The sequence below is a fragment of the Mesorhizobium sp. P3_B5 genome, from assembly GCF_056402815.1.
On the sequence record NZ_JBFUGR010000010.1, the window covers coordinates 118,398 to 144,109 of the forward strand.

Here is a 25,712-nt window from a genome sequence, read left to right on the forward strand (position 1 = left end):
ATGCGTTGTCCTTTCAAACCGAAGGAGGCAATTCATGCTGACGAAAACCGACACCTCGAAGGCAACACAGACTCAACGTCGCGTACAACGCAAGGTCGACGCCGACGACCGCAAGAAGGCGAAATCTAAACTCGATGGCGCCATGCAGGCTGGCGCGCGAAAATATCCCGAACCGCCTTTCCCGAAACAACACCACCCGAAACCGGGCGAGGAGTGGCAGATAAAGCCAGCGCCGCTCTATGACGCGCCGTTCTGGCAGGGTTCGAAAAAGCTCGACGGCAAGGTGGCGCTGATCACCGGCGGCGATTCAGGCATCGGCCGGGCTGTCGCAGTGTTATTCGCGCGCGAAGGCGCCGATGTCGCCATCGTCTATTTGTCGGAGGACAGGGATGCCGAAGTAACCAAGCAGGCAGTCGAGGCCGAAGGCCGGCGCTGCCTGACCTTGCGTGGTGATGTCTGCCGCCGCCCCTTTTGCCGCCGGGCCGTGGCGACAACAGTCAAACAATTGGGTGGGCTCGACGTACTGGTCAACAACGCTGCCTTCCAGGTCCATTCCGCGGATTTCGCCGATCTCACTGAAGAGCATTTCGACACGACGCTGAAGACCAATCTCTACGGCTATTTCCACATGGCGCAAGAAGCGGTGGCGCACATGAAGCCGGGCTCGGCCATCATCAACACCGGTTCGGTGACCGGCATCGACGGCTCGAAACAACTGGTCGACTACTCGATGACGAAGGGGGGCATCCACGCTTTCACGAGGGCGCTGTCGGGCAATCTCATCCCCAGGGGCATCCGCGTCAATGCGGTGGCCCCCGGGCCGGTTTGGACGCCGCTCAACCCTTCGGAAAAGACGGCTGAGGATGTCTCGCAGTTCGGCGCGAAGACGCCGATGAAGCGGCCGGCACAACCGGAAGAAATTGCGCCTGCGTATGTGTTTTTTGCCTCATCGCAATGCTCGAGTTACATCACCGGCGAGATCCTGCCGATTGTAGGCGGGTATTGAGCAGGCAAGGGCGCCGCAGCCGCTTAGGGAGATAGGCCGGCGGAGTGCAATCTTACTGGCTACAGCTGAGATTCGATCGGAAGGTGGCGGACCAATGCCGCCAGGACCCTGCGAGAAATTCCGGCTTCAGGTTCATGGGTATAGTCCTGAAGCTTGCCTTCGTCGCAGCCGTGCCAATGCAGAACATTGTTTTTCAATTCGAGCCGATAGCTCGCTTCCGGTGCGATTTCCGTTTGAAACCGATCCCGCAGTCCCGCGACTAATTTCTCATCCTCAAAGAGCACGCCCATTTCCGAATTCAAAGACACTGATCGAGGGTCGAAATTGAAGGAACCGACGAAACCGGTCTTTTCGTCCACCGTGAAAGCTTTCGTATGCAGACTGGCGCCCTTGGAACCAAATACCGAGATCGCAGGCTGCCGGCTGAAGGGCTGAAGCTCGAAAAGTTTGACGCCATTTCTCAGCAGCCGCTTCCGATAGTTTGCATAGGCCCCATGGACCGCTGCGACATCTGTAGCGGCCAAGGAATTGGTCAAAACGGAAACGCCGACCCCCTTGCCGATCAGGTCCAACAATATCGCTGAACCCCTTTTGCCAGGGATGAAGTAGGGGGATACTATTTCCAGACATTCGCGCGCCGATTGAATGATGGGGCGTAACTCCTTCATGAGCCAGCTTCGACGTCTCCAACCACGCACCTTCTCAGGTGGATCGGAAATCACCCGCACTCGTTCCACCCAGTGCACATCGTTGCTGGCCGCGATGAACTCTGCGATGGATCCTCGGTCCCCCATCCCGTTCAAGTATTCGGTTTCGGGATCTATGCCTTCAAACAAATTGTCGTTCCCCTGCTCGGCGGCTGAACCGAGTGCATCGATTGGCTTTGCTTCCTCGCAAGCCCAGAAAGCATCGAAAATTTGAGACGTTTGCTGCACTGCAGGACCGAGGAGCAGCAGGTCGAGGTCCCTGAAATTGGTTTCCGCCGCATCGAAATAGGCATCGCCAACATTCCGACCGCCGACAATGGCAATGTTGTCGTCCGCGATCCAAGCCTTGTTGTGCATACGCCGCGTCAGTGCAAAAAGCCGCAATAGCACTTCCACACCACGCATGATCCTGCCCGACCTGATGCCGCTCGGATTGAACAACTTCAATTCGATGTTGGGATGCTTGTTCAACGCCAGATATGCTGAATCGTTTTTGCGCGAGTTGACGTCGTCAAGGAGTATTCGCACCTGCACGCCCCGCTCAGCGGCCCGAAAAACTTCCTGCAGAAGCAAGCGACCGGTGTGGTCATCGTGCCAAAGGTAGTACATGAGGTCGAGGGTGCGAACTGAGCTTCTTGCCGCCAGCACCCGCACGGCAAGCGCGTCATTGTATCCGAGATAAGCAGCAAGCCGCTCTTTCCCGCCTTGATATTGTCGTCTGCGGTTTGCGAAATGGATATGTCCATAAAAATGACCACCTTTGGACGGCGATCACAGCCGGCCTTGCCTAAAATCATAGCAAGAACCGTTCAGGGGTAATCTGGTTGCATATGCAGTTGCCTGATCCCCTCACAGCCCATGCTTCCCTAGATTTGCCAGATTATTTCAAAGAAAGGGGATCGCTACACGACTGACGAAGCCGATATAAAGCGGAGATGGCGGAGCTTACAGCCGAAGTCGTCTATATAAAGAATGCAAAACCGCGTTCGCCAAGGGACTGCGGAACGAAATACCAGCTTACGAATTGTTATTGGATCGCAACAATTTACGGGAGGCGATCATGGGTCGCGGGATCTTGCTCTGGTTGCTCGGAATTCCGATTCCTATCATCATTCTCATCATGCTTTTTGCACGGTAGGAGGCGTTAATGCAGTCCACCCTATCGGCTGTCGATGTTTCCACTTCCACCGAATCCTCTTCAACCGCCGTCAGCTGGGGACCGATCATCGCCGGCGCCTTCGCGGCCTCGACGCTGACCTTCATCCTGATGCTGCTTGGCTCAGGGCTCGGGCTCACCATGGTTTCGCCGTGGTCCGGCTCCGGCGCTTCTGTGACCACCTTCGCGGTGTCCACCGGGATCTGGCTGGTCATCGTGCAGTGGCTCTCGTCAGGGGTCGGCGGATATCTCGCTGGCCGGCTGCGCACTAAATGGGTCGGCATCCACACGGATGAGGTCTATTTCCGCGACACCGCGCATGGCTTCCTGGCCTGGGCGCTGGCGACGCTACTCGTCGTCGGCGTGCTCGGCTCGGCGCTGTCGGCGGTAGTTGGAACCGGCGTGCAAGCCGTGTCCACGGTCGCATCGGGTGCCGCGATGGGCGCTTCGGCGGGTGCTGTAAACGGGGCATCGACCGACAATACGACATCCTATCTCGTGGATTCGCTGTTCCGTCCGGCCGATGCAACCAAGCTGGCAGCCGTCAATCCGGACAGCGACGCCGCGGCGCAGGCTTCGCGCATCCTGATCGCCAGCGCTGCTGCAGGCGAGATTTCGGCCGACGACAAAACCTATCTAGCGCAGCTGGTGGCTGCCCGCACCGGCTTGGCGGAAGCTGATGCCAAGGCCCGCGTCGATGCGCTTATTGCCAAGGTTGAGGACGCCAAGGTCAAGGCTAAGCAAGCCGCCGACACCGCACGGAAGGGCAGTGCCACCTTTGCACTGCTCGGTGCGCTGTCGCTGGTCATCGGCGCCTTCATTGCCAGTGCCGCGGCGGCCCTCGGCGGCAGGCAGCGCGACGAGGAGGAAGCGGTTTTCCTGACCAACCGCTAAAGCGGCCCGCTCAATTCAAGAAAGAGAAAGCGCGGCGCGAAGTCCGCCTTTCTCAATCATCGTCGCGGCCGGCCAGGGCACCTACCAATTTTCAGGTGGTCCACGTCGGCAGTGCGAATAGTTGGCCGCCGCAGCTCGGTCACGGCCCCGGCAGGCGGAACATAAGCTGTTTTGAATAGTTGAGTTCCAGCTCGGATGTTGTCACTGGCATCCGGCGCAGGCTGGTGGGTCAAACCCCGGCCGGCCCGCGTCATTGGTCCCTCCATGGCGCGGGCTTTTTGCGGCCAGCGCGAACGCTGGGGATCGGCCACTCCTGCTGAAGCTAAGGGAGCCCGCCAGCGTGCGTCTGTCTCGAACTGATCTTGAGCAAATTTATTCCCGTCGATGCAAGCTATCCTATGACCGAAGTCGTTACGAGGATACCCTGCCACGGAGCAGGGTCGCCTGACTCTAAACCAATCAGTCTGCGGTCCTGCTCCCGGTGACGCGCTCTGACCACCCGAACATGAGCGTTGGCGAGAAGCCGGCCTCGGTCGCCTCGGGGGCGTCGAACGCTCCCGCTGGCTCTGCGTTAGTTGTACGGCAGTCGCGAGGCACCGCATTGCTTCGGCCTTACCTTTGGAGGTGACGGCGAAGCAGCCTTATGTTGCGATTGTTCGCCTTGAAATAGACGTCGAAGATTGAGCCGAGAATAGGAACGCTTCCTACCACTGTATCAAGCAGTACGTTACCTAACATGCGGGCGACCAAGCCATTTCCAGCCCCGCAGTTTCGGGCTCGCAAGACGATATAGGCCGAGACCAGGCCCGTCGCCACATCTCCGAGTACGGGCACCAGACCCACCAGGGCATCCAGTCCATAACGAACTGACGTCCCCGGAATGCGCCAGCGGGAATCAAGCAAAGCGGCCAATAGATCCAGCTCGGCGATTGCTTTTTCTGCCTCAGGGTCGCGATGGCCCTGCCCCCGCGTCCCGGCCGCCGGGCGTGTGCGATTTACCAGACCTCCCCGGTCTAGAGTTGTGACTCTAGACATCGCCGCCTGAATTCTTGGCTTGCGGCCTACGTGGGGGCACGTCGTCGAGCAGGGTGGTCTCATCCGAGCCTTGCGTTCCCTCAGCTGGCAAATCACCATTTGGCGTCATCTTGTTGACTGCCTCGGGCAAATCTCGCGTGATCCTGCGGATGAGGTCCTCGCGCGAAAGACCCGTCTGCATCGAAAGGGAAGTGAGCGTGTCTTCGTCAATAGCCGCTTCCACGTCGCTTGGCTGGATCGGCTCGTTCGGCCCGGTGCCAACCCAAGAGTCGACTTTCGATCCTGCCCCTGCCCCTCTGAATCGGTCGAGGATGTCCCCAAGGGCCGTCCCGGACACCCCTTTCGATATCTGATCCAGAATCCCGCCTTGCGGGTCGTTGGGATTACGATTTCCCGCTTCACGGATCATGTCGCCGATCTTGTCGCGATTTTGGTATGCCAGGACGCCAAGCATCGCGATCGCCAATTTTCCCAGATTTGCCATTTTGGCCTCCTCAACGGTTCAAGTGGAGGAAGGGCTCAGCTTCACAAAAGTTCCGCGAGCGACGATCTAATGTTGGGTGTCGTTGCGGTGCTGTCCGGAGCGATCGACCAATTTGCCCGACTGGGGATGTGAGGACCGTTACCAGGCACGTTTGTGCTCAAGCGGTGAATCAGAACGCCTTGGGCCGAGGGAACGGAACCAGATAGGCCGTGGCGCGTCATATAGGCAGGTTCCGTCCGGAGTGACATCATGATCAGGCTCCTTGTTGTCGCCGCAGCGTTCCTCCTCGCTTGTGGCGGGGCCGAAGCGGCTAAGCTGGACCTGACCGCCGTCAACCAGGCTCAATTCGCATCCGACAACTCAAAAGGCTTCAACCCAGTCGTTTTGAAGGCGCAAATTCTTTTAGATCGGGCGCGCTTCTCGCCGGGCCTGATCGACGGCCGGCTTGGTGAGAGCTTCGCCAAGGCGGTCAGTGCCTTCCAGACGGCGAACGGATTTCCGTCCGATGGCAAGCTCACTCAGGAGACCTGGGACAGGCTGTTGGCTACCTCCGCGAGCCCAGTCCTGAACACCTATGAGCTGACGCGCAAGGATGTGCGCGGACCGTTTACCAAGCGAATTCCGGCTCGCCTGGAGCGGATGGCCCGGCTGTCGAGGCTCGGCTATCGCAATACGGCCGAGAAGCTGGCGGAGCGCTTCCATATCAGCGAACCCCTGTTGCGAAGGCTCAATCCTGGCATCGGCTTCAGGAAGGCCGGCACGAAGTTGTTGGTGCCTGATATTGGTCGGGGCGATCCTCCCGCCGCCATTGCCGAGGTTGAGGTCGACAAGGAGGCTCGCGTGCTACGCGCGCTCGATCCTTCCGGTAAAGCGCTTGCAGTCTACCCCGCCTCTATCGGCAGCGACGAAAAGCCGGCGCCGAATGGCCAGGCAGAGGTCAGACGCGTGGTGCACAATCCGACCTATCACTACGATCCCCGCTTCGCTTTCAAGGGGGTCAAGACGAAGCGACCTTTCACCGTTGCTGCCGGCCCGAACAATCCGGTGGGGTCGATATGGATCGATCTGTCGATCGAAAGCTACGGCATTCACGGCACGCCCGAACCCGGCAAGATCGGGAAGACCTTCTCGCACGGCTGCATCAGGCTGACGAACTGGGATGCCGAAGACCTCGCCTCGATGGTGCAAAAGGGCACGAAAGTTACCTTCAAGGACGAAATTGCCGACGCTAGCAACACGCCTAACTAGGCAACACCTCACTTTCGCAGAACTAATTTCAACCCGTTTTTCGAAGCGTATCGCTATTCCGACGTAGGTCCGGTGAGGACGGAACCGTCACTTAGAAAATCGACCGCTGCGAGTACAACCTCCGATAGGGCTGGACGGTTTAACCATTTGCTCTGACTCAGTCCGCAACTCCGGCATCGTGGTGCACGATCGCGTCCAGGATCGCCTCATAGACGCTCCCGGTATCCTCCTCGATCTCAACGCTGCTTATGCCGGCCGCCTTGGCGTCAGCGAATAGCTTTTGAGTAAGCTCGGCAACTGAGATGATATCTGCTCCCGCCGTCTCAGGGACGTTTGCGCCTATCCATTTATACAAAAAGTCGGTTCCACAAGTGCTCATTCGGCCACAAGTCGGAAGCCGGCGTTAAGTTCCAAGCGGCCGGACCGCAGCATCATCCAGCTCCGCTTCCAGCTGGTCGCTGATAGGCTTGGTCTTCCCGCCGGCAATCGGTTCGCCGTCGAAGCCCTTCAGCCATGCATCGGCATATTCGTCCCAGAACTGCGGAACGACGCGCGCCTTACCGTCTTTGCAGGCCTGGACGCCGTACATCCATGCATACGCAAACCGTTCGTGGTCCCTTCTAGCCACTGCCATTTAGTCTTCCTCCCGAAAATCCTGTAGCGAGGCATGGCGAAGGTCCTCCTCGCCGCGCAGATGCTTCACAGTCGCAACGAGGCCTGGCTTGACCCATTGCGTAGCCTGCCGCTTCATGCCCTTCGGCGCCGTTCCTGCGTGGTCCTGGACGCGTTTCCAGAGCCGCTCCCGCAATTCCCTATTCGAGGTGATGAAGGCCGAGCCCACATAGCGCCCGGTGCCGCGCTCGGCCATGAGTGCAAATGCCGGCTTGCCCGCCTCGCGCTCGACGCCGAGCAGATCGAACTCGCCGATGGCGTAGCATTTCGCCTTCAGCCAATCGGCCTTTCGTGGCTCACCGAAGTCAGACAGGCCGGCAGCGTTGAGAACGATGATCTCGCCGTCGATGATCGCGCTCTCGACGCCGAGCGCAGCGCCTGCTGCTGCAAGGTCGCGATATTTCGAAGTCCAGTCGAGGCCGCGTCTCGTGAAGATCCGAGTTCCCTGGTCGCCGATGATCATCTGGGATCGGTAGCCGTCGAATTTGACTTCGTGAATCCAGCCGTCGCCCTCTGGAGGCTTCTCCACAAGGATCGGCATCAAAGGCTCGAAAAACCTCAAACTCATGAACCTACCCGCAACACGGCGATTCAATTAGCTTGCGCTTAAATGGTTCCCGAAATGAAAAAGCCCGATGTAAGCCGGCCACCAAGCTCCGGAGCTTCAGCGAGCGCAGGGAGTTTCCTGGAAAAGGAGCGCATACATGCCTCGCTATCAATCGACGAATGGACGACCCCACCCTGCGATGACAGCGTACCCGCCCCTCAACATCAGGTTCGTCGATGGGAGATGGATGGTCGTATCTTCATTGAACGAAGCCAGGATCGCCCTTAAAGCCCAGTGGCCGAATAAGGATGCTTAGGCAACCCGGATTGTATCAGCCGCTACAGAAGGCAGTTGCAGGCCAGACGTCGCCTTGGCTGCGAACAAAGCGGCCGCTCTCAAGCAAGGGCTAGTGGAAGATGTCGGCTTGAACGCCAGGAAGCCCGCCGGCCGCTCTCAAAGAAAGAAAATGGTCCGCGCCCGTGGGCTTAGAACTCGGGCCGACCAAGAAATGAGGGAACCTTGGCCAGCAGCCGATACAACCGGGCGGCCTGCTCGCGGCCGAGCTTGCGGCCAACTTTATTTTGCATGGATCACGGTCTTAGCCTGCTTGCAGCTCCCGCAGACTCCCTTGTCCCGCTCGAAATCGGACGTAGTCCCGAGCGCCCCTGTGATCTGCGCAACTTGTGCGGGCGTTACGTTCATCGCATCTACGATGCAGCTATCGCAGAGAGCCATTGGCTTCTTAGTGGTAATCCAAGAATTGACGCGGTGAGCAGCTATCATACGGTCCCCCATCCATTTGCTTGCAGCTCATCCATAACTATTAGAGAGTCCTAATGTTCCCTAGGCTTCACTACTCGCGCCCCCCAGCTTGCCACTCTCAACGAAACCCGCCGCTCCATTGATGGCAGCGGCGGGTCCTAGATGATGTCGGGGGGTTGCGTGACCCGACGTAACGAAAAGTCTGCTGTGGTGAGGAACAAAGTTCGCTTCTGCGATGTTAATATTAGCGGAGGCTCATATGCATGCAACTGTGGCCGCAGTTTTGGCTGCCAGGAATAAGAACGCGGAGATTCTTGGGGTATTGGATCTCGCCAATAAAACTGACGCCAAAATCGAGGCAATTCGCTTGGGTGAGGCTATCCAGTTCGTCGCCAACGCCACGGTGCTGGGATTCGATGTTCGTGCAGCGATGGTGTTCTATGGAGAGCGGGGAACTCCAAGCCTTAGGGCTAATGATTGCGAGGAGCTATGGGCAAAATACGGCGCGGCGCTGCTGCGGCCATGAATGTGTCCCTTTAGGTACGGCCGATTCGGGAATTCAGACACGATCCGCTGACGTAAAGAGCAATCAGGTTTAGATCCGGTGCGCACATTTTATGTGCCCCATGTCATTCAACCGATCTCGGCAGTCCCCTCCGCCCATCGGCGATCAACGCGGCAATGGCCCGCCGCGTGGCAATTGCGCGCTACATTCGTGCGAACCTATCAAGCCCTAGGCGTCGCCACTGGCCTTCCGCGAAGACCAGAGCGAAAGATTCAATCTCGAACCATCGGGTTATTTCTTGGTCTTCCTCAACCACGCGGACGAACCACTCGCCGCAGGCCTCTACCACTTCCACTGAGGGTCATCGCTCTGGGACCGATAGCTGAGATCCAAACACACTCGACAGCGGAAGGCCTCTCCGGCGTAGAGCACTTCGCATCGTCGATCGCAGGAAGGGCAGATAAACCAGCGGCGCACTCCGCCGAAATGTTGTCCCGTGCAATCCAGCGCGAGGACCTCATGAACGCGCGGCCATTCCTGGGCGGGTCCCCGACGGTGGTAGGTCAACTCCAGACGGTCTCCGTCCGTGAAAATTTCAATAGAAATGCTAGGACGGACGCCGACATTCCAGGTCAACTCCCCTCTGCGCCCCGGCGCCAGCAGACCGCCCTTGCGCAAGTCCGAGATGCGGAGATCGAGCAGGTCCTCGCACTTCCGGCGGGCTCCGCTTCTCCACCGATTTCCCAACCCCGCGCCGCCCATCAGAACCGGCGCCTCCGGCAGATCAATTCACCTACTCGCCCTAGAGTTTGGGTGTCGACGCTCCTTTTGAAGGGCTCTCACCGCGGTTCATGATTCATGCTGAGGTAGGTGGGATCGAATTCGGCGATGTCCACCAATCGATCCCAATCCAAAACAGTCACTAATGTGGTTCGCCCAGCCTATGACACCGGCCCTCCGCAAGGCCCCGAGAACCCGGTTCATATGCACTACAGACAGCCCGAGCACGTCAGCGAGCTCGACCTGTGAAATTGGGAGGTGAAAACTCATGCCGTTGGTGCGCTTCACAACTTGAAGCCGAACGAAAAGTTCGCAAACAAGATGCGCAAGATGGGATGTCTTTGACCGCCTTCCCATGGCGACAATCCACTCTCTATGGATGGCTCCGTCAACGAGAGTGTCCAGCAGCCCAGCGTGTCCGCTAGGTATTCGAGGATGGCCGCCGACTGAACGAAGACCCGGCCGTCATGTTCGATCACTGGCACCTGACCCCAGCGCGACAGAGCACGGAATTCGGCCGTCAGGTGCATGCCGCGCTGGAAGCTGATATAACGAAACGTGAAGCCGATGCGGCATAGGCGCAGCATCAGCGCTATCCGGTAGGTCGGTAGGGAATGCGGGCTACCATATAGCGTGAACCTGGCGCTCACTCACTCCTCCTCCGCTCATGGAAATGATTAAACGCTCGACCATCATACGCGGTTTTCGTGCGTCTTGTCGGTCATCGCCCGGCCTTTGCCTTGCCGTAGGCGTTCGGGCTGGAGTCCGGCGTGTAGATCAGCCCGACGTCGTTCCCGTTGTATTTTTTTTGCAGCGAGCTTTGGCCGGATGTCCTGTTCCACGGCATGAAATCTTCATGCGCTCCCCTCGCGAGGCGCCCTGTCCCGTGGCATCATGCCGGGCGGCTTACGTTGAAGGGGAAAGCGCATGACAGAACTGTTGCAATATCTGGCGATCGCGTCGAGCTTTGTTGCGGCTGGACTCGGTATTCGCGCCGCCAATGTTATCGTCCGCGATTCAATTGACGACTTCATGGTCGACATCGGACAGCAGAGCCGATGGGCCAGCTATGCTGCCCTCGCAGCAAGTGCTTCTGTCTTCCTGCAAGCCGTAGACCGTATGGCGCAATAATCCGCGCGGAAGATGGGGACCCGCCGCGACGCCCGCCTGATCCTCCGGCTCGCCTTCATTGCCCTGTCGCTGTATCTGGTCGGCTTCTGGGCCTATCGCCTGTTGCAATGGGCAGGCCTGCTGCTGGTGTAGATCCACGCCTAGCTAGATTTCCGGGTCAGAAGTCGAGCTTCCCGGATGAGCGACGACCAGTCGTATCCCAACGCAGTGACTAGCTCGCGAGCTTGATCTTCGGTGATATTGGCCGCTTTCACCAAGCGTCGGATGAGCGCTTCTTCGTCTGTTCGCGGGGGCTGGATTGGTTCGTCCACCGGAATTTCCTCTCCCAGATAGTTGCAACGCCCGCACACCACGCTTGTTCCGTAACGGGGAAATGACTCGCGAATTTGGAAGTACAGTGTACAATCCGCTGCTGTCTTGTGAGGGGGGCGTAAAATGTCAGGCGCCAAGGTATCGGCATTCGATTGCGACATCCTGCGCACCGCCTTTCGCAAAGCGGTCATCGATGACGACATCCCGGAGGATCGATGGCGGGAATTAGCGGCGCAAAATGATCCGCGACTTCACCGACAACCCGGAGGTCGAACCGGACTTGCTGGACTGGATTGTGCGCAAGTAGCGGGCGCCACCCGACCATAGGGCGCAGTTCCCCCTATTATGAAGCTGCCCACCACGCCAGACCGCGCCAACGACAACGGCAAGCCGGAAGATCACCTAGCTGTGGCAACGGTGGCCCTTCACGCTGCCATCAAAGGGCTGGATGCACCGGTTGAGTTGCTGGCTAGCAAGATCGAAGCGCTGCCAGTATCTTCCTCGACTGATATCATATCGGCGCTGGTCGTCTCGGGAACGAGATCCACTGGTGCAGAAACTTAGTGCCACGTATGGTCATCGATCCCGCCCCTTCAGGATTCTGGCCTCCCGCAGCAACGATGCGCGATCGGTCCCGATCATATTGACGAGGTCACGAGCCTGCGCTTCGGTGATGCCGGTTTCCCGCGCGAGGAACCGGACGAGGAAGTCCTCCTGCTCCTCTCTATCCCCGCGGTCGCGTCGTTTTTCGTCGCCGATGTAGGACGACCTGGGCTGCTTGGCCGAGCGGGGCGATTGAGCGTCGCCCTGTAGCGAAACAGCTTTCACGTTCAGGCCAGCCTCCTTGGCAGCCGTCAGAAAGGCACGCCGAGCATTCTCCACGTCTTCGGCTGTACTCAGGGGGCCCGTGCAAGCCTGAAGTGCAGCCCGGTACCTTGGCCCGTGCGATTCCGGCCAACGCTCCATCATGAATATGGCGGCCTCGGATACGCTGCTCATAGTGCGAAACTCACCTACGATTTCCGTTTCAACGATGATTGGAACTGCGAAAAACGGATCGTGCATGGTTACCCCCTGACAATGCAGAACCGAACGGGGAAGCACTGTTTTCGTTCCGGTCGACGCGAGAAAAGCAGATCGGACCGTGCGTCAATAAGCGTGTGGACGGTTCGCCGGGCGATCGATAAACATTACCAATGAACAGCAAGCGCCTAGACCACAAACTGGATTGTAAGGCGTGTGGGACGATCCAGATGGACATCCCGGATAGTGCGGAGGAGCACACGCCGATTCATTGCAGCAAGTGCGGTGGCCACCTCGGAGAATGGGGAGAGCTGCAGGACGATTTTTACGCCCAAACGCGCGGCACTGAGGCCTTCGATCTGAACAACGGCAACATCACCAAGAAGTAGCGCCGGTCGTGATGCCCTGCTTGGCGGCGGCCTTCATGGCTGGTCGCTCCTCAACCGCTATCCAAGACCATGAAACCGGTTCGATCCGGCAATGCCCCTTAGCGGCCCAGAGGCAGCCTTGAAAGCGTAATCAGCTCCGCTTCATCAACCACGCCGGCCATGTAGTTGGCGATGATCCGAGAGGCCAGTCTGTCCCGCGCATCAGCTGATTGGTCAGCGGGTTTGAGCTGTTCGAAAACCCGGCCGAGCAAAGCCAATTCGGCGGGATCAAAAATCCCCGCATCCACAGCTTTTCGTCTGAAGGGCACGGCTACTACTCCTCCTCCCGAAAATCCCTGCAGCGAGGCATGGCGCAGTTTCGCCTCGCCGCGCAGATGCATCACCCGGGCCCTGGTGCCCGGCTTAAGCCAGTCGACGGCTGGCCCAGCCACAAAATGCCGGGCGGCTGTTCGGCCCTTGTCTCCAGCAAAAAAGCCCGCCGACCGAAGCCAGCGGGGAGGGTCTCGAGTAGCCAGATATTGGGTCTGGCAGATTGGAAACGTTCAGGCCCGTGTTTTGTTTTTTGCCGACCCAGATCATTAGAACTCGCCGGGGAGAAAACCCCAACCACCTCAAACCCGGCGAGCCCTGGAACGTCCAGCCCTTTGCGATCCTGCCTATCGGCTCGCCTCCGTGTGCGGCGCAAAAAAGCAGCGGATAGTCATAATCGGGGTGGCAATTCTATTTAAGCGCCGCTGTTACCGCCCAGCTGAAGACCTCTTGTACCTTCATTGCCGCATGTCGGTTGCGGCTTCGAGGGTCGCGCGCCTTCAGCATGAAATAGCGGCTTTCAGGCAGTTTCGGCAGGCCTTCGTCCGGGCCGACGGGTCTGAGACCCTCAGGCAGCGCATCGTCTTCAGGCGTGCTCGTCACCGCCATGCCTGCTTGCACCGCTGCTAGCAGGGCTTGCGTTGTCGAAGACGTGGAGACGATGCGATAGCGGCGACCATCTTGCTCTAGCGATCGGAGCAGCATGCTACGCCACGGGCATTCACTGAGTTCGGCCGGCCGCGTAGAGCAATCGGCGGCAGAGATGGCAAGAGGTAGCGGATGGCGCAGATGCTGCTCATGCTTGTCGGACGTGATCCACTTGGCCTGGCTGCGCCAGACTTCAACCACTGGCCATTGTCTCGACTGCAGCCCGTCCCTCAGGATTACGAGGTCGAACTCCGCGTCTTCAGTTTCAGCGCCAGGATGCAGGAACCCGTCACTTCCACCTCCACCTCAGCGCCGGGGGCCGCGTGGGAGAAATGGTCGAGGATTTGGGGCAGAAATCGCGCCGAAAGCTCGGCAGCGATCCCCAGCCGGATCGTGCCATGGACCGGAGCTGCCTGCATAGAGCGCATGATGTCGTCGTTGAGCGCCAGAAGCTCGCGTGCCCGCTCAAGTAATTGGAGCCCCGCTGTTCAGCTCGACGATACCGCCTTTGCCGCGCACGATAACCGTCTTGCCAAGCAAACCTGAGCCTCTGCACCTGCAGCGACACCGCGGCCTGCGTGCGCCCGACGCGTGTTGCTGCACGTGTAAAGCTCTTCTCCTCCGCGATCGCGACGAAGGTGCGAAGAAGATCGAGATCAAAGCTTGCGGGGACAGCTATGGCTATAAGCCTCGCTTATTGCCGGGATTTGCACAACTCGTTTCCGTTCGGACGGCGATAGACGCATCCTCGCTTCACCAACAAGGAGACATGAAGGTGACCATCACGCATGACCAGATAGGCGGCTTCCAGCTTGCCGGGCGTTCGCAGCTCCTGACCGCAGCTGAGTGCGCTAGCTCGACAAGGCGGCTTACTGGACCGCATTGGCCGACGCGAGTTTCACTGAATGTCGCGTCGGCCTTTAGCTTCTCGGAAGCTCTTCACAGTCTGCAACGAGCCGGCCCGACCAAATTGCGCGTTCATCGCGTGGTCCTGGACGCGGGTGAGTCTGATAAAATCTCGACCTTAGCCGCGCTTTGAGTGACCTCCAGAGCTGGCCGCCAGCATAACGGGCCGAGCTTCTTTAATGATCTTGAGCGCTTCCTCTTTGGTGAGGCCGCACTTGCGGGCAGAGTAATCGACTTCAATCGCCCGCTCGCGATCCAGTGGAGATTGGCTGCTGTGCTTTGCCTCCTTGCCCATCGGCGAATGTTACCACATTCCGAAAAAGGACCCGCGCCGGTGCGAGAAGCGCGGGCCGGCCGACTCAGCCGGCCATCGTCGTCCTGTCTTGGCCCGCACCCCTTTCGCAAAGGCGCGGGCCGACCAAGAAATGAGGGTATCTTGGCCAGCAACCGGAACCGTTAAGAACCAGCCGTTGCGGATCGGGAATATGGGAGGTTCCAAGGGCACACAAAAAAGCCCCCTGCGCGAGCCAGCGGGCGAAAGTTTTGAAGACGCGTCTGAGGACAGCCCATCCCCCGGATAATCGGGATTCTATGCCGAAGAGAGTAGTGAAGGCGTGGGGCATTGCGCCAAGCGGCCGGCTACCATGGGCGGGGTTTTCTTACCGGTAGTCGGGGTCTTCTCACGGTCAGGCGAGCTTTTCTTGCCGGAAGCGACTTTGGTTTGGCGGTAGGCATGCTTTTCTCTCTTGCCCTCTCCAGTTCCATCAGCCTGATGTATTCTCTCTCAAAGGCCTCCATGTTCTTCCGGTCCTCGCTCCGGAGATAGAAGTACGGCACGGCAAATGCCAAAATCATGACCACGCCGGTCGCGCCCGTCATGTGGTTGCTGCCGACAAGCCAACAAAAGACCGCCACCGAGCCGCCAGCGATTGCCGCCCCGGTCACACCTGCCCGGAAAGGATCATATCGAGGCGGCGGCGCAACCGAGTCTGCCTGCCGCCTAGCCTCGAAGCTGATGTTTGAAGCATCCAATCTGACAATTCCCGATGTCGATGGAATTTTTAGCGACTTCTAATGAAACGGCAAACCTTCTGACGCTCCGCGGCGTAGGCAACAAACGATTGATCTCACCGTCAACGGACATGTTTTGGCGCTCGACGGGTTCTATCGGTCTCCCTCTGTGCAAGCATAGGCGCGCCCGGACGCACCCGGCCCGAGACTCTTCGACCCATTTACAAAGCTCGTCAGAACCAATTCAGGCAAGAACCCGACGGCTTCGTCGTGACGGCGGCGGAAATCACGGGGCAACACCGGGTCAGGACCGCATGGCGGGGACGAGCGGACCTATGAGCGCCAGTCGGCCGCCAAAACCATGCATCCACTTGCTTCGAAACAGCTCTAACAGTTGTCGCCGTCTTAGGTGACCTCAGTGCCACATTCTCTCTCTGAGCCATTTAAGAAACCTGTTCCCACTGATTGTCCGGCGGACTCTGGCTGCAGCCCATTGCCCGCTCATCGTGGTCCCGACATGGCAACTGCAGACGATGTCATGCAATTCCCAGTCAGTCAGTTCGAAGAAGCGCTTTGCTTCCCCATAGGTATCACTCTTCAGGCCCAGCCCACGCAGCACCGAATCCTCGAAGGCCACTGTGATTGGCGAGCCCTCCGCGCGTGCTGCGTCGCGGGCTTCCCCTTTCAGATGCTCAGTGCCGGTAAGCGCCCGCAGGCGTCGCTTGGGATTTTCTTCCAGCATCTCTGCCCAGCGCTCACTGCGCTGTTGCCGGGTCATGATCGGGTATGTCGACAAGGGTTCGACTTCTGCGACTGTCTGCAGTTGGCTTAGTGTTTGGTATTTCACGATTGGCTCCTGCTGATCGAGGTCCCTTCCCAACAAGAACTATCGCACCACGACGCGCCGACAAGAGCCGGCAGGCGCCATCTTGATCGTATCGTTAGCGCGACTTGCGCGTCGAGTTCATCGCCGAGAATGGCGGCGGCGCCGGGGTGAGGCTGTGAAAGTCGCCAACGCCCAGCCACTCATCTCCCCGGCGGCGAAGCCGGCATCATCGAAAAACAGCGAAATGTAGCAGGGGGCGGAGTTATATCGTTTTACACAATCCCTAATTGCTGGACTCGCGCGATGCACTGGCTGTTAATTTTGCCTCCGGACGAGGAAGGAAAGTAGCGAACTGGGAGGAATTACATGAATTACGATTTCGGTATCGGCCATCGATCTGAAGATGATCAACCTTACGAAATTGCCTCTTTCGCCGAAAAGCATGGCCTGACGATGCCGGCTGCGGACGCGGTTCTTTTCGCCAAAGGCCCGTCTCGGACGGCGTGCGATGCCGCCGCATTGGCTTTCCTCTGTGCAGTCGCCGCACACGCCAAGAAACAATCAGCGCGCTAGCCTTCCGCAATCCCGGATCGGGTGGTTTGAGGGAGCGGCGCGGTCGGGCCTACTGCCGGGATAGCTTCCGCGATCGCACCATAGGCAACTGCGACCCGTCTGTTAGCTTATTCGGGCGGCGGACCAGTCCGCCTGGCCGGCGCCCTCCCCAAATGGCACCCCAACCCGCCCTTGTGGCGCCGGCCATCTTCTCTAGCGTTCGCTGCGGGCCATCATCGGATGTGGCCCTTCATCGTTTGTTGACCATATTAGCCGATGATAATAAGCGGCCATGCTAGGTATTTCGTACATGCCACAATGGCCCCCGGCGCATTCACCCTGGCGCCGGGCCTATTCGTTTAGCGCCGCTGGTCCGGCGTCACGAGGAAATGACTCGCGAATTTCGCGGTACAGCGTACAATCCGCTTCTGTCTTGTGAGGGAGGCGGAATGTCCCGGGCCAAGGTGTCGGCACTGGATGCTGACATCCTGAGGAATGCTGTCCACAGAGCGATACGCGGCGAAGATCGATGGCGGGAGTTTGCCCTCGCAAATGGTCCGTGAACTCACAGGCCAACCGATGGTCGAAGCGGACTTGTTGGACTGGATTGTGCGGAAGTAGCCAGCTGCCACTACAAGGCGCATAATCGCCGCATGAAGACGTCTGTAAAGTCAGACTTCGCCAACGACAACGGGAAGTCAGAAGACCACCTGTGTCCACGGTGGCCCTTTACACAGTCGTCAAAGGGCTAGCAGCGCCCATTAAGTTGCTGGTTAGCAAGATCGAATGCTTGCCGAGGGAGCGTCGCAGCGGTGGCCTACACGGTGATCTGGTATGGGAAACAGGGCATCTTTGAAAAGGTGCCCTTCGACGCGGAGAAAGCCGCGCGGGATCATGCCCTTGCGACTTTTCCCGCTCGCAAGGAGGTTGACGGTATCGTGGCGGTGGAAGTTCGCAAGGACGACGGCACGGTTATGTTCAGCCTAGCGGGCGGAAACTAGGGCTTTTTCTTACCCTGTCGGATTTCCCTTGCTTCCCTCAAGATTGAAGCGAAATCAAAGCCGACCATCGAGACGATTTCGCGAATCTGGTCCTCGGTGACGCCTGACGCCGAAGCCAAGGCTCGGACACTTTCCGCATTCAGTTCCGGCCGCCTAGTTTCATCGGCCATGATCTTTTCCTTTGCCCTTTTTGGGTAGAAGCTCCAGGCGGCTGATTGGTTCCCGCTTCCGCCGCATGGTTGGTCGTCACGGGCTTGTCTGTCGCCCGTCCTTGGCCTTGCCATAGGCATTCGGGCTGCTGTCCGGCGTATAGATCAGCCCGACTTTCCTGCTGCCGCACTTGGCGCATTTCAGCTTTGGAATGAGGTCATCGGCCATTGCCGGCGCCTCTGGGCCGAACCGATCGCGCAGCTTCACCAGGTCGAGTTTTTGGGAATGGTTGCAGGGCGAATGATGGCAGTGCGCGGTCACCGTCATCTTGCCGTCGATCAGAGATTGGAACGTCCATCCCTTCGCCATGCGGCCGCTATCGGCTCGCCTCCGTGTGTGGCGCAAAGAAGCAGCGGATAGTCAAATTCGGGGACGACGAGCAGACGTGATACTGGCTGTCTTCGCTCTCTATGACGCGGTTCTTGGGGATGAAATATCGGCTCTTTGACCCCGTGCGGATATTGAAATCGCCGCCCGGCAGCGGCTCCACATAGCGCGGGCTGATGACCCTACAATCCTTCTTGTCGTCGCAGCATTCATAGCCGGTGACCGGATCATGGTAGCCGGAATACCAGTTATGAGCGACGGCAAGCGCGATCAAAAAGAGCCTCATGTCAACCTAGCATTAACATGGCGGCTGGGTTGCAGGCCAACGAGAATTAGGCATGGAACTGAGTCCAGGTCACCCGCTTATTTTAACTAGTGTGAACATAAAACAGGATTCGGGAGTGCGAAAACGCCCATGAAAAAGGATGGGCCTGCCCGCGTTTCGGTCGTCTATTTCGGCGGTCTGTGGATCGTCCAAATCGTTGCGCAAGGACAACTCAGAAAACGTGAATTCGAGCTCGAGCAAGATGCCAGAGATTTCGCAGAAGGTCAGCGACTGCGCCTAGGGCTACCCGCTGATGCAAACTCATGAGGCTCCGGTGAGACCACTGAAGGAAGCCTCGCCAGCGCGGCCCTGCCAGCCGCTGTCCTATACCGGCGACGGGCCTCGCCCGCTCTGCCGAGTCCCCGTGGGCTTGCTGCTGGACTGATGCGGCCTAGACGGTAGTGAAACGCTGCAGCCCAAGCCGAATCCGCTGGCCCTCGGCGTACGCGCGGGCATAGCTCTCGAAGTCGAATGGCTGGACAACGGGTTCGCCGTTGCCATCGCTGATAAAGACGAACCACTCGCCTAGAGCGCCGACGACCTCTACGGATTTCAATGATTGCAACATCGGCCGATCGTACATCGCTTTTGACCTTCCGGTCGGGGCGAAAGCATCTATGGTCTCTTTCGGCCGCCGACGCCCTTGCCAGTTGTCAGCGATGCGGAACGGTACGCTCGTATGGCCAGGGCGGTCCAATCACGAAGAAAGACCAGCAAAAAGCGCGATCGATGTGCGCTGCTCGCGCTCTGGCGCTGGCCCCTGGGGCGCGTCGGGTCCGCTGTCGACGGCTCCAAAAGCGCAAACGTTGCGCAACTGGGCACTTCCGGGAGACATCGGACTCAAACTGGGGCCAAGAGGGGCAAGGGCCCTTTATGATCCCTATGCGGGGATCATGGTGATAACACCGGGGCGGCTACATACGTTCCGCCAGCTGAAAGATATATCCGGCTGCCTGCGCCGCTGATTGAACCTAACGCGCATCTTCCGCCTGTGGTGAGCACATGAGCTGGTGCCAATGACTGCCACACAGGGGCGGGTTTTCATGGCAGACCAGCGGCGCGATAGAACTCGCCGGGCGAAGACCCCAACTACCTCAAACCCGGCGAGCCGACACCTGATCAGACTACGCGATCAGGGCCGGGATGAGGGAAAGCATTTGGCCTCTGTCCCTGCCGGCCTGTTCCGCTTGCAATCGACTATGATCCCCCCAATCCCTCACGGCTAGGTGGCCAAAGGTCCGCGAGCACAGGGCCTTTGGTCTAAGTTGCTCGATATGTGCGAGGGGATTTCGACGCCATGCAGCACCGCGACGGCAGTGTGGCGGACTGACGCCCACCAGCGGCCCGACAGTCCGTTGGGGTAACATTCGACTTACCGCCGGGCCTAACCGGCTCGGGGCTGGCGAGCCGGCTAACACCAACCCTAGTATTAGCAACTCTGCAACAAAACCCTGTTGGGACGTTCCCCCGCTAATCACTCGCCCTCACCACGCAATGGCCAGGACCAAACTTTTCAAGCATCGTTCACAGACTGAAATCGAGCGCTTTCTGGTGGCAGCCGAAGCGCTGCACAAGAGCGTTGTCCAGCCGCGCGGCTATCGCCTAGCTGCGATCACTTCCGAGCGCTTCAGGCGGCTCATGAAGCCTTGTTAAAGACGGTACGGGATGTCACCGGCAAGGATGCGCCGGTGCGTCAGCTGATTGGTCAGCGAGTTTGAGCTGCTCGAAAGCCCGCCCAAGCAAGGCCAATTCCGAAGGAGCAAAAATCCCGGTATCTCCACGGCTTTTCGTCTGATAGGCATGCCTAGTCCTCTTCCCTAAAATCCTGCAACGAGGCATGCCGAAGGTCTTCCTCGCCGCGCAGGTGCTTCACACGGCCGATCAGTCCCGGCTTGACCCATTGCGTCGCCGGCCGCTTCATGCCCTTGGGCGCCGCCCCTGCATGGTCCTGGATGCGCTTCCAGAGCCGTTCGCGCAGCTCGCGGTTCAGGGTGATGAAGGCTGAGCCGACATACCGGCCTGTGCCCCGCTCGGCCATCAGGGCAAAGGCTGGCTTGCCGGGCTCACGCTCGACGCCGAGCAGATCAAATTCGCTGATTGCATAGCACTTGGCCTTCAGCCAGTTGGTGGTCGAACCGCTGCGATACTTGCTGCCGCACTGCTTAGATACAATCCCTTCAAGGCCGGCGCGATCCACCAGTTCGAAGATGGCTTTGGCATCACCAGGAAGCGATTGGCTGAACTGGATACGACCTCCTGCCGTGGTCATGGCCTGGAGGATCTCGCGGTGATCCTCAAGCGGCATGTCGCGGAGGTCATGACCATTGAGGTGCAGCAGATCGAAAGCCACAAAGTAGAGGTCATGCTGACGCCGCGTGATGGCTCCGCGCAGCGCCGAGAAGTCGGACAGTCCAGCCTCATTGGTGACGATCACCTCACCGTCAATGATGGCGCTCTGAGCGTTCAGACCTTTAGCAGCCTCAGCGATGTCGCGGAAGTTAGCGGTCCAATCGAGGCCTCGTCGCGTGAAGATGCTAACCGCGGCGTTTTCAATGATGGCTTGGGATCGGTAGCCGTCGAACTTGACCTCATGAATCCAACCTGGGCCTTGAGGTGGCCTGTCCACCAAGGTCGGCATCATCGGAACGATGAACTTCAAACGCGTGCACAGACCCACCACCCGCAATTCAATTAGCTTGCGCTTAAATGGTTCCCGAAACGAAAAACCCGCCAGGAGGTCGAGGGGGACCACTGGCGGGTTTCGGCCCGCATACTTGCGAGAGGACGCAGGTCGACCAAGTTTTGGAGCCTTGGCCAGCAGCCGGAACCGGTACGAACCAGCCGCTGCAGATCAACCTGCTTGGAATGGCGAAAGTTCCGAGCGGAAGTAAAAAAGCCCGCCGACCGAAGCCAGCGGGAGTTCTGGAGTAGCCAGAGTGTGGGTGTTCTGGCCAATCGGAAACGATCGGAACAGGTTTTTGTTTCAGCAAAAAAGCCGCGCCGGGCAAGCCACGCCTTTCGCCCTATGCGGCGGCGCCCTTCAGATTAATGACTCGCATCACGGCAACCACTGTTCCGATGTTCGTAGCGGCCTCCTTCGTGCTACCCTTGCCGCAGCTCCATACATCGCCTTCCTTGGCCGTGAACTGCATATCCCCGGCCGTGACCTGCAGCTCGCCTTCAGTGCACGTGCAAACCATGTCGTCGGCCATAACATCCCCCAGCGGGCTAGACCCCTTTGGCTGATAGACGACGTCTTCCATGGCGATGGTCTTAAACCCCTTGATATGGGAGTCTCGTGTTCCCAGTTCGACCAGCCGAACGCCAGGAAAAATCTCTTTGCCATCAGTCGGACCGTAAGCCTTGGCCGCTACCGGAGTGGGCTTTGCGACCAATAGCGGAGCCGCCAACGAGGTGGCACCAAGGGCGAGAGCATTACGTCGATTCATCTTCATAACATCCTCCCTGAGTCAGGGCGCGTACTCATAAATTCGGTTCGTAACCTTTACGCGCGCGGGAGCTGAAGCGTGAACATTGTGCCGTTCATCTCATCCGAGGTGAGAGCGATCTCGCCGCCATGCGCGCCGACTATCAATTGTGCGATGTGGAGTCCGAGTCCAAGGTGAGTTTGCTGGATAGCGTCATTGACCTTCCCACGCATCCACGGACGGAAAATTGTCGTTTGGCTCTCGGCAGGAATGGGCGCACCAAAATTGTGAACGCTCACACCGATCGTCTGTGGATCATTGCCCGATATCGTGACCGTGACGGGACTCGATGCGTCGCTGTGCTGGATCGCATTGCCTATCAAGTTGGAGAGCACCTGTCCCATTCTTACCGGATCCCAGAACCCAATCGGATCGCCTTCAAGTTTGACTTCGACATGCCGACTTTCATCGATCTCGCCGAATTCATCTGCGATTTCCTGACATAGCGCGGCCATGGAGGTTTTAGCTTTCCCTAGCGGAATTTCGGTCCCAAAGGACGAACGAGTAAGATCGAGCAGATCGTCTAAAATGCGTGTTACACGGTCCGTTGCCCTGACGATCTCAGACACGACTTTCGTCTGCTTCGGATCGGTTGACCCCGACCGTTCCATACGCCTCGCGGCCATAGAAACAGCGCCTATCGGGTTGCGCAGGTCATGACCTAGGATGCCAAGAAATAGGTTCCGCGAATTATTGATGGTGTTGGTGTAATGAGCGACCGATTCCGTAATGGCTTGATCGATTGCTTCGTTGAACCTTGTAAGATCCTGGACATCCGTGACGGCAAGGCTCTTGTGTTGCGCTACCCACTGCTTAGTGACACTCGCCCGCAGCGCCCGGTATTCCGATACCATTTGATCAATGTTGAAACCGTTCGCGAGACGAAGTGCTGAATGAATCTCTGCCGCGCTCTGACGAAACGGTGAGTTTTCTTGGCCGATACCATGCGATTTACCGACCTGTTCGGCGCTGGTTTGCGGGGATTCTAAGTCGTTAGCGATGAATTTGAGAATCTCCAGAATATGGTCTTGGAGAGCAAGCCCTGACATCCCATCGCTGGCGGGCGAGCGGGTGCGCGCGAACTCGACCCATTCCTTAACGATGGGGGCGGGGTTGTGGCGAATGAAGTCTGCCAGGCGCTCTTGCCCTTGGCTTATAGGCACCTCGTTTGGATCACTCATAACCGGGCTCATTGCTTACCTGCGATTGCACAACTTAGCACAGTTTAGAGGTATGATGGCGTTGAGATGGATGATTGAACCGTGATTCAAGCTCCCAAGGTGGAGCCTCGAATCATGCGCTACGAACTCACGGACTTTGAATGGGCCGCCATCCATCCAGCCGTTCCTCCGAATAAGCCGCGCGGCGTTCCGCGCGTGAACGACCGGCGTGTGCTTAGCGGCATATTCTGGGTCTTGCGATCCGGCGCGCCGTGGCGCGACGTGCCGGAGACCCTTGGCCCTCATACGACCTGTTACAATCGCTTCGTTCGCTGGGGACGGGCTGGTGTTTGGGACCAAATCATGGACGCGCTAGCCGCAATGCATGACGCGGCAGTCCAGATGATCGACACGTCAATCGTGCGGGTGCATCAGCACGGCGGCTGCATCGCGCTAACCTCTCGGAGGGTGAGGCCGGGATAAGCGGCAACAACGCAATGTAGCGGCCTCCGGCGATTGTCAGCCCCAGCCGAAGCCAGCGGGGAGTTTGTGGAGTACGACAGGGGTCTGCAGATTGAAAACGATCAGAACCGGCTTTGTTTCAGCGTTTGCTGCGCTTGCGCAAGGGAGCCCGCCATGCAAGCCATCGCCGTGCATGGTTGGGGGCCGCGCGGCAGGGTTTTTTAGCATTACCTAACGTAAGAAGGTGTCTTGGACGATACCGCCCTATATCGGGCCTAATCCTATAGGTGAGTTGTGCTTCGCCCGGTCAATCAGCCAAGCCGGCATTATGATGCACGATGGCGTCCAAGATCGCTTCGTAGACGCTCCCGGTGTCTTCCTCGATCTCTAGGCTGTTGATCCCGAGCGCCTTGGCGTCAGCGAACAGCTTTTGCGTCAGCTCGGCGACTGAGATGATGTCGGCGCCGACGGTCTCGTGGACGTTGCTGGAAATCCACTTGTGAAGGAAGTTGGTGCCGCGTGTGCTCATGACCAATTAAGCGGGGCACCCCAATTCGGTTCCACGTTGTTAGGTAAGAGCGTTCATCTCTCTACCAAGTCGGTTGTCTACAGGATGAGACCCGATCGAAGCACCACCGTCGGTAGTGTCAGCTCTCTTCCCTGAAATCCTGCAGGGATGCATGGGCCACTTTTGCTAGCCAGCCGCGTCGGCTATCCAGACAAGCTTAGGATTTTCGAGATGCATCAGCATCTAGTGCGCGGAGGTTCCGAAGGCGATCCACGCTAATAGCATGCGGCTTCGGTCCTGCCCCTAAGCGGCCAACCTGAGAATGCTACTCTAGCGAGCGGCAGGAATACCGACGCGTTCATTGATTGCTGTCATGGCGGGGATTCTTTCAATCGGCTTCGAATGTTTCGGGGACATGATTGCGAAGCCACATGATCTCCTTCCTGGTAACTTTTTAGAAACCGCTAATTTCTCTCGACGGCATATGTCATTTCTAATTGCGAGGGCCAATTCCAGGGTCATAAATGCCCGACGTTCCCATTGCTGAGAAGGCAACCCGATGGACGGCGAGATTCCAAATGGCAAGGTTCACTCTTGCGTGGAAGTGGTCGAAGCCTGCGGCGAATGGTTCGTCCGCGTTGTCAAGGAAGGCGAGGAGCTGACCCGAGCCTTCGAGATTGAATCCTTCGCTCTGGCCTTTGCAGAGGCCAGCGGAGACGCCTAGGGGCTTGCCGACTTCACGTGGCTTTAGACCCTACAGCTTCGGTTTCAGTGTCCGGGCCTCGCGCAAATGAACACCAGTTGTAAATGAATTCTCGCTGAGAGCGCGGCGGACCTCAAAGGCGGACCCAAGTCCACCTTCGAGGTGTCGGCCTAAATTCAGCCGCCCATCATCTTTGCCATCGCGCAGAAATCTGCGTGCGACTTGTTGAGTGTGGTATCGCCGCAGTCTTTCATCACCGCTTTCTGTTCATCGGGTTTCATGGCCATCCATGCGGACTTGAAGTCCGCCTCGGACTTCAAGGTCTTCATGCCGGCATCGGTAAAGAACGGCGACATCTTTGCCGGATCGTCGAGCGCGGACGTATTCCCGGCGGCTGCTGCGCCAGCCATCATGGCAAGCGCCATCGCGCCCAGAGTGAGCATCTTGATGTTCATTGTTTCCTCCATCGTTAGGTCATTCGGCATGACCTTTGTGAAAACGTGGATCTACGGGACTGGGTTCCAGCGTGTGTCCACTTACCCCGACCCTGCATGATGGCTTCGAAAATCTGGTCACGCGCAAAGCTCATCACCAAAATGTTTCGATATTGCTCAGCAGGTCGAGG

31 protein-coding genes and 4 pseudogenes are annotated in these 25,712 nt (G+C 58.4%); 12 read left to right on the plus strand and 23 right to left on the minus strand.

All coding sequences use genetic code 11. The features are described 5' to 3' along the window. Window positions 1–34: 34 nt before the first annotated feature. Window positions 35–1,006 carry an SDR family oxidoreductase gene (locus tag AC1DVW_RS23025; protein WP_477326135.1) on the plus strand — a complete coding sequence of 324 codons (972 nt, stop codon included), beginning with the start codon at window positions 35–37 and terminating at the stop codon, window positions 1,004–1,006. Window positions 1,007–1,065: 59 nt separating this feature from the next. Here AC1DVW_RS23025 and AC1DVW_RS23030 read toward each other — a convergent pair whose 3' ends face one another. Beyond that, a complete protein-coding gene (locus AC1DVW_RS23030; protein ID WP_477326137.1) occupies window positions 1,066–2,322 on the minus strand; it encodes a phospholipase D family protein in 1,257 nt (418 codons plus the stop codon). 538 nt (window positions 2,323–2,860) lie between these two features. Here AC1DVW_RS23030 and AC1DVW_RS23035 point away from each other — a divergent pair. After that, window positions 2,861–3,763 carry a hypothetical protein gene (locus AC1DVW_RS23035; protein ID WP_477326139.1) on the plus strand — a complete coding sequence of 301 codons (903 nt, stop codon included), beginning with the start codon at window positions 2,861–2,863 and terminating at the stop codon, window positions 3,761–3,763. Window positions 3,764–4,375: 612 nt separating this feature from the next. On the opposite strand, the gene AC1DVW_RS23040 is transcribed toward AC1DVW_RS23035, so the two are convergent. Together AC1DVW_RS23040 and AC1DVW_RS23045 are read right to left on the minus strand one after the other, a co-directional pair. Then, window positions 4,376–4,897, minus strand: a complete 522-nt coding sequence (locus tag AC1DVW_RS23040; RefSeq protein ID WP_477326141.1) for a DUF4112 domain-containing protein — start codon at window positions 4,895–4,897, stop codon at window positions 4,376–4,378. Then, window positions 4,791–5,282: a YidB family protein gene (locus tag AC1DVW_RS23045; protein ID WP_477326143.1), complete on the minus strand. Its 492-nt coding sequence runs from the start codon at window positions 5,280–5,282 to the stop codon at window positions 4,791–4,793. Before AC1DVW_RS23045 ends, AC1DVW_RS23040 begins: the two co-directional genes overlap by 107 nt. 249 nt (window positions 5,283–5,531) lie before the next feature. On the opposite strand from AC1DVW_RS23045, the gene AC1DVW_RS23050 reads away from it, so the two are divergent. After that, window positions 5,532–6,530, plus strand: a complete 999-nt coding sequence (locus AC1DVW_RS23050) for a L,D-transpeptidase family protein (RefSeq protein ID WP_477326145.1) — start codon at window positions 5,532–5,534, stop codon at window positions 6,528–6,530. A gap of 157 nt (window positions 6,531–6,687) precedes the next feature. Here AC1DVW_RS23050 and AC1DVW_RS23055 read toward each other — a convergent pair whose 3' ends face one another. From AC1DVW_RS23055 to AC1DVW_RS23065, 3 genes are read right to left on the minus strand one after another with little or no spacing between them, the layout of a single operon-like run. Beyond that, window positions 6,688–6,909: a DUF768 domain-containing protein gene (locus AC1DVW_RS23055; protein ID WP_477326147.1), complete on the minus strand. Its 222-nt coding sequence runs from the start codon at window positions 6,907–6,909 to the stop codon at window positions 6,688–6,690. Window positions 6,910–6,933: 24 nt separating this feature from the next. After that, the gene (locus tag AC1DVW_RS23060) at window positions 6,934–7,164 is read right to left on the minus strand and encodes a hypothetical protein (RefSeq protein WP_477326149.1); all 231 of its coding nucleotides are present in this window, start codon (window positions 7,162–7,164) and stop codon (window positions 6,934–6,936) included. Next, entirely contained in the window at window positions 7,165–7,770 is a 606-nt protein-coding gene (locus tag AC1DVW_RS23065) for an ATP-dependent DNA ligase (protein ID WP_477326153.1), read from the minus strand. A gap of 1,000 nt (window positions 7,771–8,770) precedes the next feature. Between AC1DVW_RS23065 and AC1DVW_RS23070 the strand changes: the two genes are divergently transcribed. Then, window positions 8,771–9,037, plus strand: coding sequence for a hypothetical protein (locus AC1DVW_RS23070; protein ID WP_477326155.1), 267 nt, complete (start codon window positions 8,771–8,773; stop codon window positions 9,035–9,037). 818 nt (window positions 9,038–9,855) lie between these two features. Here the strand turns inward: AC1DVW_RS23070 and AC1DVW_RS23075 are convergent. Further along, window positions 9,856–10,201 (minus strand): annotated as a pseudogene (locus tag AC1DVW_RS23075) (Crp/Fnr family transcriptional regulator); the annotation flags it as partial. A gap of 23 nt (window positions 10,202–10,224) precedes the next feature. Beyond that, window positions 10,225–10,446, minus strand: a pseudogene (locus AC1DVW_RS23080) (glutathione S-transferase N-terminal domain-containing protein); the annotation flags it as partial. A gap of 277 nt (window positions 10,447–10,723) precedes the next feature. On the opposite strand from AC1DVW_RS23080, the gene AC1DVW_RS23085 reads away from it, so the two are divergent. Both AC1DVW_RS23085 and AC1DVW_RS23090 read left to right on the plus strand, forming a co-directional pair. Continuing rightward, window positions 10,724–10,927: a hypothetical protein gene (locus AC1DVW_RS23085; RefSeq protein ID WP_477326157.1), complete on the plus strand. Its 204-nt coding sequence runs from the start codon at window positions 10,724–10,726 to the stop codon at window positions 10,925–10,927. Between the two features lie 657 nt (window positions 10,928–11,584). After that, complete coding sequence (locus tag AC1DVW_RS23090) at window positions 11,585–11,803, plus strand: hypothetical protein (protein ID WP_477326159.1); 219 nt, start codon at window positions 11,585–11,587, stop codon at window positions 11,801–11,803. 12 nt (window positions 11,804–11,815) lie between these two features. On the opposite strand, the gene AC1DVW_RS23095 is transcribed toward AC1DVW_RS23090, so the two are convergent. Further along, window positions 11,816–12,304 (minus strand): DUF982 domain-containing protein, encoded by a 489-nt coding sequence (locus tag AC1DVW_RS23095; RefSeq protein ID WP_477326161.1) that lies wholly within the window; start codon window positions 12,302–12,304, stop codon window positions 11,816–11,818. Window positions 12,305–12,492: 188 nt separating this feature from the next. Here AC1DVW_RS23095 and AC1DVW_RS23100 point away from each other — a divergent pair, with 188 nt between their 5' ends. After that, the gene (locus tag AC1DVW_RS23100) at window positions 12,493–12,651 is read left to right on the plus strand and encodes a hypothetical protein (protein ID WP_477326163.1); all 159 of its coding nucleotides are present in this window, start codon (window positions 12,493–12,495) and stop codon (window positions 12,649–12,651) included. 98 nt (window positions 12,652–12,749) lie between these two features. On the opposite strand, the gene AC1DVW_RS23105 is transcribed toward AC1DVW_RS23100, so the two are convergent. The 5 genes and pseudogenes from AC1DVW_RS23105 to AC1DVW_RS23125 form a co-directional block, all read right to left on the minus strand. Continuing rightward, window positions 12,750–13,031 carry a hypothetical protein gene (locus AC1DVW_RS23105; RefSeq protein WP_477326165.1) on the minus strand — a complete coding sequence of 94 codons (282 nt, stop codon included), beginning with the start codon at window positions 13,029–13,031 and terminating at the stop codon, window positions 12,750–12,752. 340 nt (window positions 13,032–13,371) lie between these two features. Continuing rightward, window positions 13,372–13,809, minus strand: coding sequence for a type 2 periplasmic-binding domain-containing protein (locus tag AC1DVW_RS23110; RefSeq protein ID WP_477326167.1), 438 nt, complete (start codon window positions 13,807–13,809; stop codon window positions 13,372–13,374). A gap of 35 nt (window positions 13,810–13,844) precedes the next feature. Further along, a complete protein-coding gene (locus tag AC1DVW_RS23115; RefSeq protein ID WP_477326169.1) occupies window positions 13,845–14,036 on the minus strand; it encodes a hypothetical protein in 192 nt (63 codons plus the stop codon). 125 nt (window positions 14,037–14,161) lie between these two features. Further along, window positions 14,162–14,293: pseudogene (locus AC1DVW_RS23120) on the minus strand (LysR family transcriptional regulator); the annotation flags it as partial. A gap of 339 nt (window positions 14,294–14,632) precedes the next feature. Further along, a complete protein-coding gene (locus AC1DVW_RS23125) occupies window positions 14,633–14,809 on the minus strand; it encodes a hypothetical protein (RefSeq protein ID WP_477326171.1) in 177 nt (58 codons plus the stop codon). Between the two features lie 558 nt (window positions 14,810–15,367). On the opposite strand from AC1DVW_RS23125, the gene AC1DVW_RS23130 reads away from it, so the two are divergent. Continuing rightward, window positions 15,368–15,589 carry a hypothetical protein gene (locus tag AC1DVW_RS23130; RefSeq protein WP_477326173.1) on the plus strand — a complete coding sequence of 74 codons (222 nt, stop codon included), beginning with the start codon at window positions 15,368–15,370 and terminating at the stop codon, window positions 15,587–15,589. 351 nt (window positions 15,590–15,940) lie between these two features. Here AC1DVW_RS23130 and AC1DVW_RS23135 read toward each other — a convergent pair whose 3' ends face one another. Beyond that, window positions 15,941–16,372, minus strand: coding sequence for a hypothetical protein (locus AC1DVW_RS23135; protein WP_477326175.1), 432 nt, complete (start codon window positions 16,370–16,372; stop codon window positions 15,941–15,943). Window positions 16,373–16,717: 345 nt separating this feature from the next. Between AC1DVW_RS23135 and AC1DVW_RS23140 the strand changes: the two genes are divergently transcribed. Both AC1DVW_RS23140 and AC1DVW_RS23145 read left to right on the plus strand, forming a co-directional pair. Next, window positions 16,718–16,924: a hypothetical protein gene (locus AC1DVW_RS23140; protein ID WP_477326177.1), complete on the plus strand. Its 207-nt coding sequence runs from the start codon at window positions 16,718–16,720 to the stop codon at window positions 16,922–16,924. A gap of 791 nt (window positions 16,925–17,715) precedes the next feature. After that, complete coding sequence (locus tag AC1DVW_RS23145) at window positions 17,716–17,904, plus strand: hypothetical protein (RefSeq protein ID WP_477326179.1); 189 nt, start codon at window positions 17,716–17,718, stop codon at window positions 17,902–17,904. Between the two features lie 246 nt (window positions 17,905–18,150). On the opposite strand, the gene AC1DVW_RS23150 is transcribed toward AC1DVW_RS23145, so the two are convergent. From AC1DVW_RS23150 to AC1DVW_RS23175, 6 genes are all read right to left on the minus strand, one after another. Continuing rightward, window positions 18,151–18,423 (minus strand): hypothetical protein, encoded by a 273-nt coding sequence (locus AC1DVW_RS23150; protein ID WP_477326181.1) that lies wholly within the window; start codon window positions 18,421–18,423, stop codon window positions 18,151–18,153. A gap of 7 nt (window positions 18,424–18,430) precedes the next feature. Next, window positions 18,431–18,715: a hypothetical protein gene (locus AC1DVW_RS23155; RefSeq protein WP_477326183.1), complete on the minus strand. Its 285-nt coding sequence runs from the start codon at window positions 18,713–18,715 to the stop codon at window positions 18,431–18,433. A 442-nt stretch (window positions 18,716–19,157) separates the two neighbouring features. Then, complete coding sequence (locus AC1DVW_RS23160; protein WP_477326185.1) at window positions 19,158–19,349, minus strand: hypothetical protein; 192 nt, start codon at window positions 19,347–19,349, stop codon at window positions 19,158–19,160. A gap of 1,221 nt (window positions 19,350–20,570) precedes the next feature. After that, window positions 20,571–21,407, minus strand: a complete 837-nt coding sequence (locus AC1DVW_RS23165) for an ATP-dependent DNA ligase (RefSeq protein WP_477326274.1) — start codon at window positions 21,405–21,407, stop codon at window positions 20,571–20,573. Window positions 21,408–21,789: 382 nt separating this feature from the next. Continuing rightward, window positions 21,790–22,221, minus strand: a complete 432-nt coding sequence (locus AC1DVW_RS23170) for a hypothetical protein (RefSeq protein ID WP_477326187.1) — start codon at window positions 22,219–22,221, stop codon at window positions 21,790–21,792. Window positions 22,222–22,271: 50 nt separating this feature from the next. Continuing rightward, on the minus strand, window positions 22,272–23,435 hold the full coding sequence (locus AC1DVW_RS23175) for an ATP-binding protein (RefSeq protein ID WP_477326189.1): 1,164 nt from the start codon (window positions 23,433–23,435) through the stop codon (window positions 22,272–22,274). Window positions 23,436–23,549: 114 nt separating this feature from the next. Between AC1DVW_RS23175 and AC1DVW_RS23180 the strand changes: the two are divergent. Continuing rightward, window positions 23,550–23,855, plus strand: a pseudogene (locus AC1DVW_RS23180) (IS5 family transposase); the annotation flags it as partial. A 328-nt stretch (window positions 23,856–24,183) separates the two neighbouring features. On the opposite strand, the gene AC1DVW_RS23185 reads toward AC1DVW_RS23180, so the two are convergent. Beyond that, the gene (locus tag AC1DVW_RS23185) at window positions 24,184–24,405 is read right to left on the minus strand and encodes a DUF768 domain-containing protein (RefSeq protein WP_477326191.1); all 222 of its coding nucleotides are present in this window, start codon (window positions 24,403–24,405) and stop codon (window positions 24,184–24,186) included. A 538-nt stretch (window positions 24,406–24,943) separates the two neighbouring features. On the opposite strand from AC1DVW_RS23185, the gene AC1DVW_RS23190 reads away from it, so the two are divergent. After that, window positions 24,944–25,108 (plus strand): hypothetical protein, encoded by a 165-nt coding sequence (locus AC1DVW_RS23190; protein ID WP_477326193.1) that lies wholly within the window; start codon window positions 24,944–24,946, stop codon window positions 25,106–25,108. Window positions 25,109–25,263: 155 nt separating this feature from the next. Here AC1DVW_RS23190 and AC1DVW_RS23195 read toward each other — a convergent pair whose 3' ends face one another. Further along, window positions 25,264–25,542, minus strand: coding sequence for a hypothetical protein (locus AC1DVW_RS23195; RefSeq protein ID WP_477326195.1), 279 nt, complete (start codon window positions 25,540–25,542; stop codon window positions 25,264–25,266). Window positions 25,543–25,712: the final 170 nt, after the last annotated feature.

Coding starts and splice junctions, on each gene's coding strand:
- AC1DVW_RS23025 (WP_477326135.1), top strand. CDS start 35: ATGCTGACGAAAACCGACACCTCGAAGGCAACACAGACTCAACGTCGC.
- AC1DVW_RS23030 (WP_477326137.1), bottom strand. CDS start 2,322: ATGTACTACCTTTGGCACGATGACCACACCGGTCGCTTGCTTCTGCAG.
- AC1DVW_RS23035 (WP_477326139.1), top strand. CDS start 2,861: ATGCAGTCCACCCTATCGGCTGTCGATGTTTCCACTTCCACCGAATCC.
- AC1DVW_RS23040 (WP_477326141.1), bottom strand. CDS start 4,897: ATGGTGATTTGCCAGCTGAGGGAACGCAAGGCTCGGATGAGACCACCC.
- AC1DVW_RS23045 (WP_477326143.1), bottom strand. CDS start 5,282: ATGGCAAATCTGGGAAAATTGGCGATCGCGATGCTTGGCGTCCTGGCA.
- AC1DVW_RS23050 (WP_477326145.1), top strand. CDS start 5,532: ATGATCAGGCTCCTTGTTGTCGCCGCAGCGTTCCTCCTCGCTTGTGGC.
- AC1DVW_RS23055 (WP_477326147.1), bottom strand. CDS start 6,909: ATGAGCACTTGTGGAACCGACTTTTTGTATAAATGGATAGGCGCAAAC.
- AC1DVW_RS23060 (WP_477326149.1), bottom strand. CDS start 7,164: ATGGCAGTGGCTAGAAGGGACCACGAACGGTTTGCGTATGCATGGATG.
- AC1DVW_RS23065 (WP_477326153.1), bottom strand. CDS start 7,770: ATGAGTTTGAGGTTTTTCGAGCCTTTGATGCCGATCCTTGTGGAGAAG.
- AC1DVW_RS23070 (WP_477326155.1), top strand. CDS start 8,771: ATGCATGCAACTGTGGCCGCAGTTTTGGCTGCCAGGAATAAGAACGCG.
- AC1DVW_RS23085 (WP_477326157.1), top strand. CDS start 10,724: ATGACAGAACTGTTGCAATATCTGGCGATCGCGTCGAGCTTTGTTGCG.
- AC1DVW_RS23090 (WP_477326159.1), top strand. CDS start 11,585: ATGAAGCTGCCCACCACGCCAGACCGCGCCAACGACAACGGCAAGCCG.
- AC1DVW_RS23095 (WP_477326161.1), bottom strand. CDS start 12,304: ATGCACGATCCGTTTTTCGCAGTTCCAATCATCGTTGAAACGGAAATC.
- AC1DVW_RS23100 (WP_477326163.1), top strand. CDS start 12,493: ATGGACATCCCGGATAGTGCGGAGGAGCACACGCCGATTCATTGCAGC.
- AC1DVW_RS23105 (WP_477326165.1), bottom strand. CDS start 13,031: ATGCATCTGCGCGGCGAGGCGAAACTGCGCCATGCCTCGCTGCAGGGA.
- AC1DVW_RS23115 (WP_477326169.1), bottom strand. CDS start 14,036: ATGCGCTCTATGCAGGCAGCTCCGGTCCATGGCACGATCCGGCTGGGG.
- AC1DVW_RS23125 (WP_477326171.1), bottom strand. CDS start 14,809: ATGGGCAAGGAGGCAAAGCACAGCAGCCAATCTCCACTGGATCGCGAG.
- AC1DVW_RS23130 (WP_477326173.1), top strand. CDS start 15,368: ATGACCACGCCGGTCGCGCCCGTCATGTGGTTGCTGCCGACAAGCCAA.
- AC1DVW_RS23140 (WP_477326177.1), top strand. CDS start 16,718: ATGAATTACGATTTCGGTATCGGCCATCGATCTGAAGATGATCAACCT.
- AC1DVW_RS23150 (WP_477326181.1), bottom strand. CDS start 18,423: ATGGCGAAGGGATGGACGTTCCAATCTCTGATCGACGGCAAGATGACG.
- AC1DVW_RS23160 (WP_477326185.1), bottom strand. CDS start 19,349: ATGTACGATCGGCCGATGTTGCAATCATTGAAATCCGTAGAGGTCGTC.
- AC1DVW_RS23165 (WP_477326274.1), bottom strand. CDS start 21,407: ATGATGCCGACCTTGGTGGACAGGCCACCTCAAGGCCCAGGTTGGATT.
- AC1DVW_RS23170 (WP_477326187.1), bottom strand. CDS start 22,221: ATGAAGATGAATCGACGTAATGCTCTCGCCCTTGGTGCCACCTCGTTG.
- AC1DVW_RS23175 (WP_477326189.1), bottom strand. CDS start 23,435: ATGAGTGATCCAAACGAGGTGCCTATAAGCCAAGGGCAAGAGCGCCTG.
- AC1DVW_RS23185 (WP_477326191.1), bottom strand. CDS start 24,405: ATGAGCACACGCGGCACCAACTTCCTTCACAAGTGGATTTCCAGCAAC.
- AC1DVW_RS23190 (WP_477326193.1), top strand. CDS start 24,944: ATGGACGGCGAGATTCCAAATGGCAAGGTTCACTCTTGCGTGGAAGTG.
- AC1DVW_RS23195 (WP_477326195.1), bottom strand. CDS start 25,542: ATGAACATCAAGATGCTCACTCTGGGCGCGATGGCGCTTGCCATGATG.